This window comes from Aeromonas bivalvium, from assembly GCF_000819765.1.
Lineage (GTDB): Bacteria > Pseudomonadota > Gammaproteobacteria > Enterobacterales > Aeromonadaceae > Aeromonas > Aeromonas bivalvium.
Genome location: NZ_CDBT01000053.1, coordinates 1 through 17,321, shown reverse-complemented (window position 1 = coordinate 17,321; position 17,321 = coordinate 1). Strand labels below are relative to the sequence as shown.

The 17,321-nt window shown below is 66.9% G+C and carries 18 protein-coding genes and 2 pseudogenes; 16 read left to right on the top strand and 4 right to left on the bottom strand.

Features of this window, described 5'->3' with window-relative positions; translation table 11 throughout:
• From nirB to BN1119_RS20185, 5 genes and pseudogenes are all read left to right on the top strand, one after another.
• Positions 1–1,807, top strand: a 1,807-nt coding sequence (gene nirB / locus BN1119_RS14850; protein WP_041999609.1) for a nitrite reductase large subunit NirB, incomplete at its 5' end; no start/stop codon positions are given.
• Positions 1,804–2,136 carry a nitrite reductase small subunit NirD gene (gene nirD, locus BN1119_RS14845; protein WP_041999606.1) on the top strand — a complete coding sequence of 111 codons (333 nt, stop codon included), beginning with the start codon at positions 1,804–1,806 and terminating at the stop codon, positions 2,134–2,136. The genes nirB and nirD, both read left to right, overlap by 4 nt.
• A 143-nt stretch (positions 2,137–2,279) precedes the next feature.
• On the top strand, positions 2,280–3,371 hold the full coding sequence (locus BN1119_RS14840; RefSeq protein WP_041999603.1) for a PfkB family carbohydrate kinase: 1,092 nt from the start codon (positions 2,280–2,282) through the stop codon (positions 3,369–3,371).
• Complete coding sequence (locus BN1119_RS14835; protein ID WP_041999600.1) at positions 3,365–4,273, top strand: pseudouridine-5'-phosphate glycosidase; 909 nt, start codon at positions 3,365–3,367, stop codon at positions 4,271–4,273. The genes BN1119_RS14840 and BN1119_RS14835 overlap by 7 nt, the downstream gene beginning before the upstream one ends.
• A 3-nt stretch (positions 4,274–4,276) precedes the next feature.
• A pseudogene (locus tag BN1119_RS20185) lies at positions 4,277–4,381 on the top strand (pseudouridine-5'-phosphate glycosidase); the annotation flags it as partial.
• 73 nt (positions 4,382–4,454) lie between these two features.
• Here the strand turns inward: BN1119_RS20185 and BN1119_RS14830 are convergent.
• The 4 genes from BN1119_RS14830 to BN1119_RS14815 form a co-directional block, all read right to left on the bottom strand.
• A complete protein-coding gene (locus BN1119_RS14830) occupies positions 4,455–5,180 on the bottom strand; it encodes a carbonic anhydrase (RefSeq protein WP_041999597.1) in 726 nt (241 codons plus the stop codon).
• Between the two features lie 447 nt (positions 5,181–5,627).
• Entirely contained in the window at positions 5,628–5,846 is a 219-nt protein-coding gene (locus BN1119_RS14825; RefSeq protein WP_041999595.1) for a hypothetical protein, read from the bottom strand.
• A gap of 28 nt (positions 5,847–5,874) precedes the next feature.
• Entirely contained in the window at positions 5,875–6,957 is a 1,083-nt protein-coding gene (locus BN1119_RS14820; protein ID WP_041999592.1) for a methyltransferase, read from the bottom strand.
• Between the two features lie 15 nt (positions 6,958–6,972).
• Entirely contained in the window at positions 6,973–7,365 is a 393-nt protein-coding gene (locus tag BN1119_RS14815; RefSeq protein ID WP_041999589.1) for a hypothetical protein, read from the bottom strand.
• Between the two features lie 265 nt (positions 7,366–7,630).
• Between BN1119_RS14815 and BN1119_RS14810 the strand changes: the two genes are divergently transcribed.
• From BN1119_RS14810 to BN1119_RS14760, 11 genes and pseudogenes are all read left to right on the top strand, one after another.
• Positions 7,631–8,353 carry a beta-ketoacyl synthase chain length factor gene (locus tag BN1119_RS14810; protein WP_041999586.1) on the top strand — a complete coding sequence of 241 codons (723 nt, stop codon included), beginning with the start codon at positions 7,631–7,633 and terminating at the stop codon, positions 8,351–8,353.
• A complete protein-coding gene (locus BN1119_RS14805) occupies positions 8,338–9,096 on the top strand; it encodes a lysophospholipid acyltransferase family protein (RefSeq protein ID WP_041999583.1) in 759 nt (252 codons plus the stop codon). The genes BN1119_RS14810 and BN1119_RS14805 overlap by 16 nt, the downstream gene beginning before the upstream one ends.
• A 17-nt stretch (positions 9,097–9,113) precedes the next feature.
• Entirely contained in the window at positions 9,114–9,368 is a 255-nt protein-coding gene (locus BN1119_RS14800) for a phosphopantetheine-binding protein (RefSeq protein WP_041999580.1), read from the top strand.
• Between the two features lie 21 nt (positions 9,369–9,389).
• Positions 9,390–9,638, top strand: coding sequence for an acyl carrier protein (locus tag BN1119_RS14795; RefSeq protein ID WP_041999614.1), 249 nt, complete (start codon positions 9,390–9,392; stop codon positions 9,636–9,638).
• Positions 9,639–9,677: 39 nt separating this feature from the next.
• Positions 9,678–10,247 (top strand): COG4648 family protein, encoded by a 570-nt coding sequence (locus BN1119_RS14790; protein ID WP_041999577.1) that lies wholly within the window; start codon positions 9,678–9,680, stop codon positions 10,245–10,247.
• The gene (locus BN1119_RS14785; RefSeq protein WP_041999575.1) at positions 10,240–12,126 is read left to right on the top strand and encodes an ApeI family dehydratase; all 1,887 of its coding nucleotides are present in this window, start codon (positions 10,240–10,242) and stop codon (positions 12,124–12,126) included. The genes BN1119_RS14790 and BN1119_RS14785 overlap by 8 nt, the downstream gene beginning before the upstream one ends.
• Positions 12,123–13,904: a glycosyltransferase family 2 protein gene (locus BN1119_RS14780; protein WP_041999612.1), complete on the top strand. Its 1,782-nt coding sequence runs from the start codon at positions 12,123–12,125 to the stop codon at positions 13,902–13,904. The genes BN1119_RS14785 and BN1119_RS14780 overlap by 4 nt, the downstream gene beginning before the upstream one ends.
• The gene (locus BN1119_RS14775) at positions 13,894–15,486 is read left to right on the top strand and encodes an HAL/PAL/TAL family ammonia-lyase (protein WP_084205500.1); all 1,593 of its coding nucleotides are present in this window, start codon (positions 13,894–13,896) and stop codon (positions 15,484–15,486) included. Before BN1119_RS14780 ends, BN1119_RS14775 begins: the two co-directional genes overlap by 11 nt.
• Positions 15,487–15,521: 35 nt before the next feature.
• Positions 15,522–15,947, top strand: coding sequence for an acyl-CoA thioesterase (locus BN1119_RS14770; protein ID WP_041999570.1), 426 nt, complete (start codon positions 15,522–15,524; stop codon positions 15,945–15,947).
• Positions 15,948–15,958: 11 nt separating this feature from the next.
• A complete protein-coding gene (locus BN1119_RS14765; RefSeq protein ID WP_041999567.1) occupies positions 15,959–16,567 on the top strand; it encodes an outer membrane lipoprotein carrier protein LolA in 609 nt (202 codons plus the stop codon).
• Positions 16,557–17,321 (top strand): annotated as a pseudogene (locus BN1119_RS14760) (MMPL family transporter); the annotation flags it as partial. The gene BN1119_RS14765 and the pseudogene BN1119_RS14760, both read left to right, overlap by 11 nt.

Genomic DNA, 17,321 nt, shown 5'->3' with positions numbered 1-17,321 from the left:
CGCCCTGGCCCGCCAATCCGGCCTGGCCGTCGGCGAGCGCGGCGGCATCTGCATCGACGACGGCTGCCACAGCTCGGATCCCGCCATCCTGGCCATCGGCGAGTGCGCCCTCTGGCAGGGGCGCATCTTCGGCCTGGTGGCCCCCGGCTACCAGATGGCCCGGGCCGCGGTGGCGACCCTGTGCGGCGGCGAGACCCGTTTCGCCGGGGCCGACATGTCCACCAAGCTCAAGCTGATGGGGGTGGACGTGGGGGCCATCGGCGATGGCCATGGCAGCACCGAGGGGGCCCAGGAGCTGCTGCTGCTGGACAGGGTCAACGGCATCTACAAGAAGCTGGTGACCGATGGCGAGGGCAAGCGGCTGCTCGGCGCCATCCTGGTGGGGGATGGCACCGATTATGATCGCCTGCTCCAGTACTACCAGAACGCCCTGCCCCTGCCCGAGCCCGCCCTCTCGCTGCTGGTGGCCGAGGGGGCCCAGAGCGCGGCCCCCATGGCGCTGCCGGACAGCGCCCTCATCTGTTCCTGTCACAACGTCAGCAAGGGGGCCGTGGTGGCGGCGGTGCGGGCCGGCAACCAGGATGTGGCCGCCATCAAGTCCTGTACCAAGGCGGGCACCGGCTGCGGCGGCTGCGGCAACCTGCTCAAGCAGGTGGTGGACCAGGCCCTGGCCGAGATGGGGGTAGAGGCGGATCACAGCCTGTGCGAGCACTTCGCCTACAGCCGCCAGCAGCTCTATCACCTGGCCAGGGTCGAGGAGATCCGCACCTTCGACGAGCTCAGGGACAGGCATGGCCAGGGGCTGGGGTGCGACATCTGCAAGCCGACGGTGGCCTCCATACTGGCGTCGCTGTGGAACGAGCACGTGCTGGAGAAGCCCCACCGGGCCTTGCAGGACACCAACGACGCCTTCCTCGCCAACCTGCAAAAGGACGGCACCTATTCCGTGGTGCCGCGCATCCCGGGGGGGGAGATCACCCCGGACGGCCTCATCACCATCGGGGAGGTGGCGCGCAAATACGGGCTCTACACCAAGATCACCGGCGGCCAGCGCATCGACTTGTTCGGCGCCCGGGTCGATCAGCTGCCGGATATCTGGGGCGAGCTCATCGCGGCGGGCTTCGAGACCGGCCAGGCCTATGGCAAGTCGGTGCGCACCGTGAAATCCTGTGTCGGCTCCACCTGGTGCCGCTACGGGGTGCAGGACTCCATGGCCCTGACCCAGACCCTGGAGCACCGCTACAAGGGGCTGCGGGCCCCCCACAAGCTGAAGTTTGCTGTCTCCGGCTGCACCCGGGAGTGCGCCGAGGCCCAGAGCAAGGACATAGGGGTCATCGCCACCGAGCGGGGCTGGAACCTCTATGTGTGCGGCAACGGCGGCATGCGGCCCCGTCACGCCGACCTGTTCGCCAGCGACCTCGACGAGGCGACCCTGATCCGCTACATAGACCGGCTGCTGATGTTCTATGTGCGCACCGGCGACAGGCTGCAGCGCACCTCGGTCTGGATGGAGAACATGGAAGGGGGGCTCGACTACCTCAAGGCGGTGATCATCGAGGACAGCCTGGGACTGGGGGCCGAGCTGGAAGCCCGGATGGCGGCCATCGTCGGCACCTGGCAGTGCGAGTGGAAGAGCACATTGGCCGACCCGGACAAGGTGGCGCTGTTCAAGGCCTTCCTGGATGAAGAACCCGCCACCACCCCGCCCAGACGGGAGGAGCGCGGCCAGTGGGTGCCTGCCATGGCGCCCCGCGAGGAGGCCCCCGCCCCCTTCACCCCGGAGATCGCCATCAAGGAGTTGATATGACACAACAAGCCACCTGGTTAGCCCTCTGCCCCCTGACCAGCCTGCTGCCCGGCCAGGGCCGTAGCGCCCGGATAGGGGAGCGCCAGCTTGCCGTCTTCCTGCTCGGGGAGAGGGTCTATGTGCTCGACGACAGGGATCCCGCCTCCGGTGTGACCCTGCTCTCCCGGGGCATCCTCGGGGACATAGGGGGGGAGCCCGTGGTCGCCTCGCCGCTGTACAAGCAGCGCTACGCCCTGATGGATGGCCGCTGCCTGGACGATCCTGCGCTGCGGGTTACCTGCTGGCCGGTGCGGCTGGAGGGTGGCGCGGTCTGGGTGCAACTGAGCTGAGTGCGCCGTCCATGTTGCATTGAGGATCACCGGGCTTGCCCGGTGATTTTTTTGTGGCTGACCCGACATTTCTTGCACGAGAGGATGGCGGTAAAACGTTTTCCGTAAATAATAGACAAACGTTTGTAATTGGAAGTTTGTCTATGACGGAACGTGAGCAAGAGATCCTCGCCCTGCTGCGCCAAGATCCCATGATTGCCCAGCAGGAGCTGGCGGACAGACTCGGCATCAGCCGCTCTGCGCTGGCGAGCCACATCTCCAGCCTGATGCGCCAGGGCTATGTGCAGGGGCGCGGCTATGTGCTGCGCGAAGGGCCCTACGCCGTGGTGATCGGCGGCGCCAACATGGATATCTGCGGTAGCAGCCACGACAACCTGCGCATCGGCGACTCCAACCCGGGCCGGGTGCGCACCTCCGCCGGCGGGGTGGGGCGCAACATCGCCGAGAACCTGGCGCGCCTTGGCACCGACACCCGGCTGCTGACCGCGGTGGGCAACGATCAGTACGGCCACCACCTGCTGGAAGTGAGCCAGCGCGCCGGGGTCGACGTGCGCCAGGTGCTGGTGCTGGACGGCGAGGCCACCTCCTGCTACCTCAGCCTGCACGATGGCAGCGGCGAGATGAGCTGCGCCGTCAACGACATGGGGATCATCGAGCAGCTCACCCCGGCCCGGCTTGCTCCCTTGAGCGGATTTCTAGGCGCGGCCCGGCTCTGGGTGCTCGACACCAACCTCGCCACCCACACCCTGGACTGGCTGTTCGAGCGCCAGGGGGAGCACACCATCTTCGTGGACACCGTCTCTGTGGCCAAGGTGGAGAAGATCCGCCCCTGGCTGCACCGCATCCACACCCTCAAGCCGAACCGCAGCGAGGCGGAGCAGCTGTGCGGCTTGCACATCGCCGGGCCGGACACCTGGCCCATGGCGGCGGCCTGGTTCCACCGCGCCGGGGTGCAGCGGCTGTTCCTGAGCCTCGGCGATCAGGGGATCTTCTACAGCGACGGGGCCTGCCAGGGCCATCTGCCCGTGCTCGGCAGCCCTGTCGTCAACGTGACCGGCGGCGGCGATGCCTTCATGGCAGGGCTGGCCCACGCCTGGTTGCAGGAGCAGGGCATCATGGAGGCGACCCGGTTCGCCCTCGGCTGCGCCGCCCTCACCGTCAATTGTTCCGATACCGTCTTTTCCGGCCTATCCAAGGCCGCCGTTGAACGCATGCTGGAGGAGTACCCATGTTGAACCCTTACCTCGATATCCAACCTGTCGTCGCCGAAGCCCTGGCCGCCGGCAAACCCGTCGTTGCCCTGGAGTCCACCATCATCTCCCACGGCATGCCCTATCCGCAGAACGTGGAGACGGCGCGCCAGGTGGAGCAGGTGGTGCGGGACAACGGCGCCGTGCCGGCCACCATCGCCATCATAGATGGCCGCCTCAAGGTGGGTCTGGATGAGGGGGCCCTGGAGGCGCTGGGCCGTGCCGGCCACGCCGCCACCAAGTGCAGCCGTCGCGACATCCCCTTCGTGCTGGCCAACAAGGGGCTGGGGGCGACCACGGTGGCCTCCACCATGATCATCGCCGCCATGGCGGGGATCCGGGTGTTCGCCACCGGCGGCATCGGCGGCGTGCACCGCGGCGCCCAGGAGACCTTCGACATCTCCGCCGACCTGCAGGAGTTTGCCCAGACCCCGGTGGCCGTGGTCTGTGCCGGCGCCAAGTCCATCCTCGACATCGGTCTGACCCTGGAGTACCTGGAGACCCAGGGCGTGCCGGTCATCGGCTACCAGACCGAGGAGCTGCCCGCCTTCTACACCCGGGAGAGCGGCTTCAAGGTGGATTACCGCCTCGACACCCCGGCGGCGATCGCGCAGGCGCTGCGTCTGAAGTGGGAGCTGGGGCTGGCCGGTGGCGCCGTGGTGGCGAACCCCATCCCGACCCAGTTTGCCATGCCCAAGGCCGACATAGACGCCGCCATTGCCCAGGCGCTGCGGGAAGCGGACGAGCAGGGGGTCAAGGGCAAGGCGTCCACTCCCTTCCTGCTGGCTCGGGTGTGCGAGCTGACCGGCGGCAACTCGCTGGCGGCCAATATCCAGCTGGTGCTCAACAACGCGGCGCTGGGGGCAAAGATTGCTGCCAGCCTGTAACGATTGGCCCGGCTGTGCGAGCTGACCGGTGGCAACTCCCTGGCGGCGAATATCCAGCTGGTGCTGAACAACGCCGCGCTGGGCGCGCGCATCGCCGCCAGCCTGTGATCCGCTGTCGCAACATAAAAGAGGGCCCACGGGCCCTCTTTTTTCATCTCGGCTTTGTGAGTTGCCGGGGGCGTTATTGCAGCACCAGTCGTCCGTTGAGGGGCTGGACGGGTCGGTTGTTGGGGTGGTGCATCACCGCCTTGAAGGCGTCGATCTGGGCCTGGCGCACCTGCACCGGCTGCTTCATCACCAGCCAGCGCACCCCTTCCGAGCAGGGCGGTGTGGTCAGGGAGCCGCTGAAGCGGTAGTAGTCGCGCTGGGCGGGCAGCAACTGCTCCGCCGAGATCGGTTCCTTGAAGGCGTGGATCTCTCCCGCCTTGGCTGGCAGCACCTGCCAAGCCTGGCTCAGGGCCGGGTTGGCCTGACCTGGCTCGAACATCACGGCCACCACCGCCAGCTCCCCCTTGGCGTTGGCATGCACCAGATGTCCCTCAAGCGGATAGGATCTGCCCTCGATGAGGTTTTCGCTGGGGGCGTGGAAGTGGAACTGCTTGAGCTCGAAGTGCATGCCATCGAGCTCCAGGCTGCTGCCGGGGGCATAGTCGACCTGCACCGTATGGCCGTTGTTGACCAGCGTCTTGCCGCCCGGCAGGTAGTGGAACTGCAACGGCGCCAGCTCGGCCTCCACCAGACCCGAGAGGTTGACCGGCGACTGGTTGCTGCCGGCGCACTGGCCATATTCCGGGGTCAGGCTGGCCCATTTCGCCGGGCCGGCCTCGCCGCTGTATTCCCAGTGCGGGGTGGCGGCAAAGGCGGCGGGGCAGAGCAGCAGGGCGCCGGCCAGCAGGGACTTTTTCATCATGCATCCTTATCTTGATTGAAAAGCAGGGTCATCCGTTTCCTTCAATTGATGAGGAAATAACGGACGGCATCATCTGAAATGCGGGATACAGAAGGTCAGACGCTATGTTTTATTATTGGCTGGGTGATCGCCGACGATATTTATGATCCATTTAAAATGGATCTACATAATGGTCGACCATCACTGCATATTGAATTATTACGGGGTGCAAAGACAGCAGTCTCATTAATGGGCTGCCGCCGTGGATGAATGGGTTTGTTATTCATCCAGACCAAATACGCTGGGTTGACTGCCATCGCCTCGGCGCGAATCGGCAGCAATGTATCAATCCATTGTTTTCAACATGTGTTTTCAACATGGCTGTGTCGTCACGCTCTGATGTCGAGCCCATGATGGCTGCCGCTCAGTGCGTCCTCATGACAACAGGGGCCAGGGCCCCTGTTGTCAGTCGCTCAGTTCCTCGCCGACCTGCTTGACCGCATCCCGGGTGCCGTGACCTATCTCACGGGTAACATCCCGGGTGGTGTGGCCAATGTCGCGGGTCACCTGCTTGGTGGTGTGGCCTATGGTGCGGCCAGCCTCCTTGACGTCGGCGCAACCGGCCAGAACCAGGCCGGCGAGCAGCGCCATCAGGGATGGGTGACTCAGGGATAAATGACGCATTCCAACCTCCTCGTTAAGGGCTGAGGCATTATTGCCCCCCGGGGAGGGGGCGGGCAACCAGCAGGGTGTGGCCGGGGCCCGGGATCTCGTGCTCGGCCTCCACGTGGAAACCGGCCTCGCGCAGGCACTGGTACATCTGCTTGGAGTGGTAGAAGCGGCTGTTGCCGTTGGCGATGGCGGTGAAATAGAGGGAGGTGGCATTGAGGCTGAAGCTCGCCGCCTCGAAGCTCTGCCTGTCCCAGAACAGCTCCAGGATGCAGACCCTGGCGCCTGGTTTCATGTGGCGGCGGATACGGGTGAGGATGGCGACGATCTGCGGGTGACTGAAGCAGTCGAGGAACTGACTCATCCACCAGATATCCGCCTCGCCGGGCAGGGGCCCCTCGGCCTCGAGCATGTTGACCGGATGGCCGCTGACCCTGTCCGCCACCCCGGCCTGGGCAATCCTGGGACGGGCCAGGGCGAGCTGCTCGGGCAGATCCAGGATGGTGACCCGCAGGGCGGGATCCCGGGTCGCGCAGGAAATGGCCCACTTGCCGGTGTTGCCGCCCACGTCATAGAGGGTGGCGGGCTCGTAGCCGAAGACCTTGTCCTGGGCCTGCTGGAAGGCCCAGTCCGAGTAGAAGTGATCGAAGGCGAACCAACTGGCCCGCGCCGGTTCCGGCAGGTCATCCAGGTGGGGATAGATGGTCTCCCAGTCGGGGTTGAACACCTTGAGCCCCTCAGGCCTGCCTTCCCGGATGGCGGTGAGCAGGTGGGCGAGGGGGGCATAGCAGACGTGCTGGGTGAAATCCATGTTGACCCGGGTCATGGGGTCGTTTTGCAGGTAGCGACCGACCTTGCCGAGCACATAGCGTTCCCCTTCCAGGTGACAGAGTCCGCCGCCAAGGCCCATGTCGAGCAGCACGCCGACCCCGTATTCACTGAGGGAGCAGGCCCCGGCTATCTCGGCCGTGGTGGCACCCTGGCGGCCACAGCGCTCCAGATAGGCGAGCACGCCGGTTTCGCGCAGGCACCAGCTCGCCTGAAACAACATGGGACCGAAGGCGATGCGCTGGGCCTGACTGATGGCGGCGAGGGCGTCATGAGCCTCGCCCTGATAATGTTTCACGAGGCGGGTTCGCTCTTATTGGTGGCTGGTGCGGGAGAGTTCGATCTGGATGGCCTGATTCAGCCCGTTGATCCAGCGGTTATAGCTGCGGTGGATGGCACCCTTGCCGTTATCATCGAGGTTGATGCTGCTGACATAATTGATGGAATAGTCATGAGCGGTATAGGGAATATTGATCACCGCCTGGTGCTGGCGTACGTTCAATTGGCCGCGGATCAGACCGGGCTGTTCTTTTTTCATGACCCAGCCCTTGCTCAGGCCGCCATTGAGAATGGCATTGCCGACCTGCTCCTCATTGAGGGTGAAATTGACCTGATTGGCCGCCAGGTTGCGGACCGGCTGGCTGGTGGAGCAGGCGGCGAGCAGGACGCAGCCGAGCAGCAGCGCCGATTTGGTCATCTTGTGCATTGTCGTTTCCCTACATAGGTTTCTTATGAAGCGCGGCAATGAGACACCATTATTGGGTGTTTTTCAATAAAAGATGACTGTAGACAATGAGTTATATGATCTGCCTTCTATTATTCCGGGGAAATAATGCTATGATGCCCGCCGAATTTATGACATCCGTGGCGGCCTCGTTATTCGCGTGCCCTGTCCCGTCGGCTGACGCCCGGTAACCGGATTGACCCCTTTCATCACCCATAGCGCCGAACAAGGACGGAAGGTCGCCATCATGCTCTCATTTTCACTCCTTGATGCGCAGGCGCTCTCTCCCGGCCTGAGTGAGGCCGCGTCTTGGCACCAGTGGGCCGAGTCGGGCGTCTGGCCCGGCGCCGCCCCCCTGCCGGCCACCCCCTTGCTGCCCATGATGATGGCCCGTCGCCTGAGCGCCGGATCCCGTCTCGCGGTGCAGCTGGGGCTGACGATGCTGGCGCGCCACCCCGTCGACAGCGCCGTGTTTGTCAGCCGTCACGGCGAGCTGGCGCGCTCCATGAGCCTGCTCCAGGGGCTGGCGGCGGGCAAGGCCCTCTCGCCCACGGATTTCTCCATGTCGGTACACAACACGGCGGCGGGGATCTGCTCCATCCAGGGCAAGGCGACCCTGGCCATGAGCTCGCTGGCGGCGGGGGAGGCGAGCCTGATGGCGGGGCTGACCGAGGCGGTGGCGAACCTGGGGGCCGGCCAGCGCCGGGTGCTGCTGGTCGCCTTCGAAGGGGAGATCCCGGCCTTTCACCACCCCTGGCTGGCCCAGACGCCTCCCCATGCCGTCGCGCTCGTGCTGGGGGGGCAGGGTGACCCTGACGCCGCTGCGCACTGGCGCTGCGAGGGGGCGAGGGCGGCGAGCCAGCCCCCCGCGCTGAGCCAGCCCCTGGCGTTCTGGCGCGCCCACCTGCTGAGTCAGGAGGCGTGTCTGCTGGGGGATGGACGTCAGGAGTGGTCATGGCGGCGCGACTGAACCGGCTCTGGCGCCTGTTTGGCACCGGGCTCGGCTTTGCCCTGTTCGGCGTGGGGGGCCTGCTGCTCACCCTCTGCTGGTTCCCCCTGCTGGCGCTCTGCCTGCGGGGCTCCAGACGCCGCACCCTGGCCCAGGCCAGCATCAAGCAGAGCTTTCGACTCTTCATGGGGCTGCTCAAGGGACTGGGGGTGCTCGACTACCGGGTGATCGGCATGCCAAGGGGGCTGCGGGGCGCTCTGGTGGTGGCCAATCACCCCAGCCTGCTCGATTATGTGATGCTGGCCGCCGAGCTGCCGGCATGCGACTGCATCGTCAAGCAGGCTCTGTGGCATAATCCCTTCCTCGGCGGCGTGGTGCGCGCGGCCGATTACATCGCCAACGTGGAGGCCGAGCGCCTGCTGCCCCTGTGTATCGAGCGGGTGCGCCACGGCGGTCTGCTGCTGGTGTTCCCCGAGGGAACCCGCACCACCCCGGGTCAACCTATCCGGCTGCAACGGGGGGCGGCCCAGCTCGCGGTGCGCAGCCAGGTGCCGATACAACCGGTGCGCATCCACTGCAGCGAGCGCTTCCTGACCAAACAGGACAAGTGGTTTCGGGTGCCGCGGCACAAGCCGCACTTCACCCTGGAATTTCTGCCACAGGTCAGCGTCGCCGAGGTGATCGAGGGGGAAGCAAGCAGCGCCCTGGCCGCCCGCCAGTTAACCCGATTTCTCACCCGGGTCCTGCAACCCGGGACCCAATGACAGCATATGGAATCGTCATGCAAGACCTGCAACAAGAGATAAAACAACTCATCATCGACAGCCTCAACCTGGAGGGGCTGACCCCGGATGATATCGACAGCCAGGCTCCCCTGTTTGGCGACGGCCTGGGGCTGGACTCCATCGATGCGCTGGAGCTGGGGCTCGCCATCAAGAGCCGCTTTGGCATAGTGCTCTCCGCCGATGACGAGAATACCCGTCGTCATTTTGCCAGCGTCGATGCCCTAGTGGCCCTGGTACAGGCCCAGGCCTGAGTCCCTTTCGGAGAGATGAAGATGAACAGAGACGAGATTTTTGCGCAGGTGAAGGCCGCCCTGGTAAACCTGTTCGAGGTTGACGAGGATGCGGTGACCCCAGAGGCCCAGCTCTATCAGGATCTGGAGCTCGACAGCATAGACGCCATCGATCTGGTGGTGCACCTGCAAAAGCTCACCGGCAAGAAGATCAAGCCCGAGGAGTTCAAGTCGGTGCGCTCCGTGGCCGACGTGGTCGAGGCGGTGGAACGCCTGCTGGCCGATGCCTGAATCGCACCCAAGGGGCGCGGCGGCGGGCCCGAGCCTGCCATGATGCGCCTGTTATCCCTGCTGGCGGGGGGGCTGCTGCTGGCCTATCCCCTGGCCGTCTACTGGGGGTTGACCCGCTGGGGCGGCTCTGCCCTGCTCGTCCTCCTGCTGGTCACCTTCGCCCTGCGCCTGCTGCCCGGGGCCGCGCCTGTCCGTGAGTGGCTGCTGCTCGGGCGCCTGCTCGCCTGCATCGGCCTGTTGCTGACCGCCCTGAGCGCCCTGTTCTCCGCCCAGCACTGGCTGCTCTATTACCCCCTCGCCGTCTCCCTGGCCCTGCTTGGCCTGTTTGGCTGGAGCCTGGGTCAGCCCATGAGCCTGGTGGAGCGGCTCGCCCGCCTGACCGATCCCGAACTGCCCCCGGCCGGGGTGCGCTACACCCGCACGGTTACCCGGGTCTGGTGCGGCTTCTTCCTGGTCAATGGCGCCCTGGCTGCCGCCACCATCTGGCACGGGGATCTCGCGCTCTGGAGCCTCTACAACGGCCTCATCAGCTATCTGCTGATGGGACTGCTGATGGGGGGGGAATACCTGGTGCGACTGCGGGTCAAACGGAGCTTTGTCCATGAGTGATCAAGGCAGCCTGCTCGCCCTCATCTGGGGGCGGGACCCCGATCAGGAGGTGGCCTTCGGCCCGCAAGGGAGCCATGGGCTGGGCGAGCTGCGCCTGGGGGCCCAGGCCCTGGCCGAGCGGATGGTCTCCTTGCCTGCCCGGCGCTGGGCCCTGTGTTTCGAGGACAGCCTGCTGTTTGCACAGGCCCTGCTCGCCTGCGCCCTGACGGGGCGCGAGGCCGTGCTGCCCGGCCACCAGCGCCCGGCCGCCCTGGCCGAGCTCGGCGCTGCGTTCGATGCCGTGCTGACCGACAGCGAGACCCTGGGGGAGGGGTGCGACCACCCCTGGCTGCGACTGCCTCTGGACGAGATGCCAGAGAGCATCGAGCCCTGGCCGGCCCCCGGTGCCCTGACGCTGACCCTGTTTACCTCGGGCTCCACCGGGGAGCCCAAGGCGATCCCCAAGGCCTGGCATCAGCTCGAGGCCGAGCTCAGGGTCCTGGTGACGCGCTGGGGCGAGACGCTGGCGGGGGCGCGCCTGCTGGCGAGCGTCAGCCATCAGCACATCTATGGCCTGTTGTTTCGCATCCTGCTGCCCCTCGTCCTGGGGCTGCCCTTCAGCCGCACCCTGGCCCGCTATCCGGAGCAGCTGGCGGCCCAGGGGGGCAAGTGGGCGCTGATTGCCTCCCCGGCCCTGCTCAGCCGGCTGGATCCCGGGCTCAAGGCGCCCGGCTGCTGCCTGCTGGTCTCCTCGGGGGGGCCCCTGGCCCTGGACCATGCCCGGCGGGCGGCGCAACTGTTTGGCGTCCTGCCGCTGGAGGTGTTTGGCAGCAGCGAGACCGGCGGCATCGCCTGGCGTCAGAGCCAAACGGCCGACACCCCCTGGCAGCCCATGCCGGGGATCCGGGTGTCTGTGGCGGACGAGGATCGCCTGTTGCTGCGCTCCCCCTTCCTGCCCGACGACGAGCCGCTGCTCTGCGGCGATCGGATCCGCCTGGCTGGGCAGGGCTTTGCGCTGCTGGGGCGGGGGGATCGGCTGGTGAAGCTCGAGGAGAAACGGGTCTCCCTCGATGAGGTGGAGGGGCGACTGCGGGCCCTGCCCTGGGTGACGGAGGCGGCCGTGCTGTCCCTCACATTGGGTCGCCGACAGCAGCTTGGCGCCGTGCTGGTGCTGAGCCGGCAGGGGCGAGCCCAGTGGCAGGCCCTTGGGCCCGGGCGCTTTCTCATCGCCCTGCGCGAGCAGCTGCGACCCTGGCTCGAGCCGGTGGCCCTGCCGCGCCGGGTGCGCTGCCTGGACGCCTTGCCCCTCAACAGTCAAGGCAAGCGTCCCTGGTCCGAGCTGAAGGCATTGTTCGACGAGGCCCCGCTGCCGTTACCCGGTACGGGAGCCGAGCCCATGACGGACACCGCCTTGCCCATCCCGAACCGTCAAGGCAAGCGTCTCGGGTCCGAGCTGAAGACATTGTTCGACGAGGTCCCCGTTGCCGCAACGGCGCCGACAGACAGAGCCCAGCCCGAACGGGAAGAGAGACACGAAACCGGAGCCCCCATGTCACCGAGTGCCCTGCCAACCCTGCTGGAACAGACCCCGACCCCGGATGGCCTGGTGCTGCGCCTGCGCCTTGACCCCGAGCTGCCCTGGTTTCACGGCCATTTTCCCGGCGCCCCCCTGCTGCCCGGGGTGACCCAGGTACACTGGGCCATGCACTATGGCCGCCTGCTGCCGGGGGTTGATGGCGCCTTTGGCGGCATGAGTCAGCTCAAGTTCCAGCGCCCCCTGCGCCCGGGCCAGGAGTGCGAGCTGCACCTCAGCTGGCTGGCCGACAAGGGCCAGTTGCTGTTTGGCTACAAGGTGGCGGGCGAGCACGTCAGCAGCGGACGGGTGGCCCTATGTCCCTGACGCCCTGCATCATCATCCCCTGTTACAACCATGCGCGCCCCCTGGCCGGGGTGCTGGCCAGCCTCAAGCCCATGGGGCTGCCCTGCCTGCTGATCGACGATGGCAGCGAACCCGTCGCCGCCGCCGCCCTGGATGCCCTGGCGGGGGAGCACGGGGACTGGCTCACCCTGCTGCGCCACCCCGAGAACCGGGGCAAGGGCGCCGCCGTGATGAGCGGCCTCATGGCCGCGAGGGCGGCGGGATTCAGCCATGCCCTGCAACTGGATGCGGATGGTCAGCACGATCTCGGTGACGTGCCGCGCCTGCTCGAGGAGGCGAAGGCCCATCCCGAGGCCCTGGTGTCCGGTCGCCCCCGCTATGATGATTCCGTGCCCAGGGGGCGTCTCTATGGTCGCTATGTCACCCATGTCTGGGTCTGGATAGAGACCCTCTCCTTTGCCATCGAGGACAGCATGTGCGGCTTTCGGGTCTACCCGGTGGCGGCCAGCTGCGCCCTGCTTGGCGAGGTGCGACTCGGCCGGCGGATGGATTTCGACACCGAGGTGATGGTGCGTCTCCATTGGCGCGGGGTGCCCATGCGCTTCGTGCCGACCCGGGTCACCTATCCCGCCGATGGCAGCTCTCACTTCCGGCTTTGGCAGGACAACCTGGCCATCTCCTGGATGCACACCCGGCTGGTGTGCCGCCTGCTGTGGGATCTCGTGGGCAAGGGGCTGGGATGGCCTGCCCGGCTCTGGCGGCAGGGTCGGGCGCTTGGGTCATGCAGACACGGGTCACGCACGCCGGAGCAGGAGGGTGGCAGCCTGCCGGGGCGGCCGAGAGAGACCTGGTTCCAGTGGGGGCGCCGACACTGGTCACGCACACCGGAACGAGGCAGCCTGCTGGGCTTGCAGATCATGCTGGCCAGCTATCGGCTGCTCGGGCGGCGGGGCTTTGGGGCCCTGCTCTATCCGGTGATCGGCTATTTCTGGCTGACCGGGCGCCGCCAGCGCGCGGCCTCCGAGCAGTATCTGGCGCGGCTCGAGGCCTTCGCGGCGACCGAGGGGGTCCGTCTGCCCGAGGAGCCAAGGTCGAGCTTTCGCCACTTCCTGCGCTTTGGCGAGGCGGCCCTGGACAAGCTGGCGGGCTGGCGCGGTGACATAGCCCCGGAGCGGGTCGAGCTGGTGGGGCGCGAGCACCACGAGGCGGCGATCCGAAACGGTCAGGGCCTGCTGCTGCTGGGCTCCCACCTGGGGGATCTCGAACTGTGCCGCGCCCTCGGCACCCGCCTTGGCCAGGTGCGCATCAACGCCCTGGTGTTCACCCGTCATGCGGCCCGCTTCAACGCTCTGCTCCAGCAGATCAACCCGGGATCAGGTCTCAATCTTATCCAGGTGCAGGAGATGGGGGCGGACACCGCCATCCTGCTCAAGGAGAAGATAGAGGCGGGGGAGTGGGTGGTGATTGTCGGCGATCGCACCTCGGTCACCCGGGAAAAACGGGTGGTCTGGGCCGACTTTCTCGGCGCCCCGGCCCCCTTCCCCCTGGGCCCCTTCGCCCTGGCGAGCGTGCTGGCCTGCCCCGTATACCTGATGTTTGGCCTCAAGGAGCAGGGGCGTTTTCGGGTCCACTTCGAGCCCTTCGCCGAGCGGCTGTGGTTGCCGCGCGCCGAGCGGGAGGCGGCGCTGCGCCACTGGGTACAGGCCTATGCGGACAGGTTGCAGCACCACTGCCTGCAGGCGCCGCTGGACTGGTTCAACTTCTTCGATTTCTGGCAGCTAACTCATGATGAACAGTGATTCCACCCCGTCCCGCCAGGCCCATGACGGCCTGGACAAGGTCACCTTCGGCGCCGGCCCCCTCACCATAGAGCAGGTGGTGGCCCTGGCCCGGCGCCGCGCCCGCCCCGAGCTCAACCCGGATCCCGCCTTCACCGCCCGCATCCAGCGGGGCGCCGATTTTCTCGACAGGCTGCTGGCAGACGAGGGGGTCATCTATGGGGTGACCACTGGCTATGGCGACTCTGTGACCCGGGCCGTGCCCCCGGCCCTGGTGGCCGAGCTGCCCCTGCACCTGACCCGTTTTCACGGCTGTGGCCTGGGGGAAAATCTGAGCCTGGAGGCGGGGCGCGCCGTGCTGGCGACCCGGCTCTGCTCCCTGGCCCAGGGGGTCTCCGGGGTGAGCCCGGCCTTGCTGGCCCGGCTCTGCTGGCTGCTGGAGCAGGATCTCGTCCCCCGCATCCCCGAAGAGGGCTCTGTCGGCGCCAGTGGCGATCTTACCCCGCTCTCCTACGTGGCCGCCGTGCTGGTGGGGGAGCGCGAACTCTATCGGGATGGCCAGCTGGCCAGCACGGCCGAGGTCTATGACGCCCTCGGCATCACCCCCCTGGTGCTGAGGCCAAAAGAGGGGCTGGCGCTGATGAACGGTACCTCGGTGATGACGGCGCTGGCCTGCCTCGCCTATGCCCGCACCGAATACCTGATGAAGCTGGCGACCCGGATCACCGCCCTGGTCAGCGTCGCCATGGGGGGCAATGCCTTCCACTTCGACGAGAGGCTGTTTGCGGCCAAGCCCCATCCCGGCATGCAGGGGATCGCGGCCTGGCTGAGGGCGGATCTGGTGGCGGGCGAGCTGCCCCGCCACAGCGACCGGCTGCAGGACAGATACTCCCTGCGCTGCGCCCCCCACGTCATCGGGGTGGTGGCCGACAGCCTGCCCTGGTGGCGCCAGCTCATCGAAAACGAACTCAACAGCGCCAATGACAACCCCCTCATCGACGGAGAGGGGGAGCATGTGATGCACGGCGGCCACTTCTATGGCGGCCACATCGCCATGGCCATGGACAGCATGAAGACGGCGGTGGCCAACCTGGCCGATCTGCTCGATCGCCAGCTGGCCCAACTGGTGGACATCAAGTTCAACGGCGGCCTGCCGAGCAACCTGTCCGGTGCCAGCGGCGAGCGGCGCATGATCAACCACGGCTTCAAGGCGGTGCAGATCGGGGTCTCCGCCTGGACTGCCGAGGCCCTCAAGCTGACCATGCCGGCCAGCGTCTTCTCCCGCTCCACCGAGTGCCACAACCAGGACAAGGTGAGCATGGGCACCATAGCGGCGCGGGACGCCCTGCGGGTGCTGACCCTGACCGAGCAGGTGGGGGCCGCCTGCCTGCTGGCGGCAGTGCAGGGGGTGGAGCTGCGACTGGCCATGGGGGGCTCCCTGGCCGCCCTGAGCCCGGCGCTGCGGGAGATGGTGCTGGCGGTGCGGGAGCATCATCCGGCCCTGGTGGAAGACAGACCCCTGGAGCAGGAGCTCAGGGCCCTGATCGTCCGGCTGCAGGGGCGCCACTATCCGCTCTATGAGGAGGCGCGCGATGCAAGCTGAACTCTGGATGACAAGCCAAGGTATCGAGGTTTCCGATGCAGCATGAGTCCTGGATGATCAGCCACAGCATCGAGATCGAAATCCCGTTTCACGACGTGGACATGATGGCGGTGGCCTGGCATGGCCATTACGTGCGCTATATCGAGCTGGCCCGCTGCGCCCTGCTCGAGACTATTGATTACAACTACCCCCAGATGGAGGCCTCCGGCTATCTCTGGCCCGTCATCGACTTGCGCCTCAAGTACATGGCGCCCCTGCGCTTTGGCCAGAAGGTGCGGGTGGTGGCGCAGCTGCGGGAGTATCAGAACCGCCTCAAGATAGAGTATGAGCTGTTCGATGCCGGGAGCGGCGTGCGCACCAGCAAGGGTTACAGCATCCAGGTGGCGGTGAGCAAGGAGAGCGGCGAGATGTGCCTCGCCTCGCCCCGGGTGCTGCTCGACAGGCTGGGAGTCGATGAATGAAGGGGGTCTTGATGAAGGGAGTACAAGGCTGGCTCTGTGCCTGCCTGTTGCTGCTACCGCTGGCTGCACTGGCCTTGCCCATGACCCAGGCCGAGGTGCGGGAGCTGCTGAGCGCCGAGCCGGCCCAGCGGGCGCATTTTGAGCAGGAGAAACAGGTGGAAGGACTGGCCCAGCCGCTGAAGGCCAGCGGCGAGCTGCTGCTGGTGCGCGGCCAGGGGCTCTGGTGGCATCAGCAACAGCCCTTCGAGCTGGCACTGAGCCTGACGGCCCAGCGCATGCGCCAGCAGGTGGGCCAGGGGCCGGCGCAGATCATTGACAGCCCCCAGCTGCTGGAGTTCAGCACCATGCTGCTGGCGCTGTTCGGTTCCGATGAGCAGGCCCTGGCCCGCTACTTCGCCCTCGATTTCTCCTCAGATGAACAGGGCTGGCGCCTGGGGCTGACCCCGCTGGCGGCCCCCCTGGACAAGGTGTTCTCCCGCCTGATGCTGAAGGGGGGCCATCGGCTGGAACGGCTGCTGATAACGGATCGCCAGGGGGATGAGACCCGGATCCGCTTCTCTGACTGGCAAGGGGTGACCCTGCCGCTCGGCGCCGAGGAGCAGGCTCATTTTGCTCCCTGATCAGCGCAGTCGTGGCCATCACTCCCCGCTGCACTCAGCGGCGGGCCTGAGCGAGGGAAACTGGCGCCGGCTCGCCCGGCTCTGGCTGCTGCTCTGCCTGCTGGCCCTGGCCCTGCTCGGCTGGCAGCTGAGCACGAGCCGCATCAACACCAGCCTGATGGATCTGCTGCCCCACAGCGAGCGTGCTGCGCTGGATCCGGCCCTGCAACAGGGGCTGCTGCGACAGCTCGACCGTCAGCTGATCTGGATGCTGAGCCTGCCCCCGGACCAGGATGGCCGCCCTGCGGCGGCGCAGTGGGCTAAGGCCCTGGCCGCCCTGCCCGAGCTTGACGCGGTGCGCGGTGCCCAGCCCGAGCTGGCCGGTGCCTGGCAGGCCTATCAGCACGATTACGCCTGGCAGCGGCTCGACGAGGCCAGCCGGACCAGGCTGGCTGCGGGCCCAGAGGCCTGGAGCCAGTGGGTGCTCGGCCAGATCTACAGCCCCTTCGGCGGCGTCTCCCGCGCCGAGTGGCAGCAAGATCCCCTGCTGCTGACCCGGGCCGGGGTGCAGGGGCAGGCCGCCACCCCCCTGACCCTGGATCAGGGCTGGCTGGTGAGCCGGGACGAGGAGGGGCGCAGCTGGTTCCTGCTGCGGGCCGAACTGAATCTCTCGGCCTTCGACCTCTCCCGCAACGACGCCCTGCTCGGGCGTCTCGACCAGGCGGAGCAGGCCCTCAAGGCCGCCTATCCCGGGCTGGAGCTGCTGCGCCGTGGC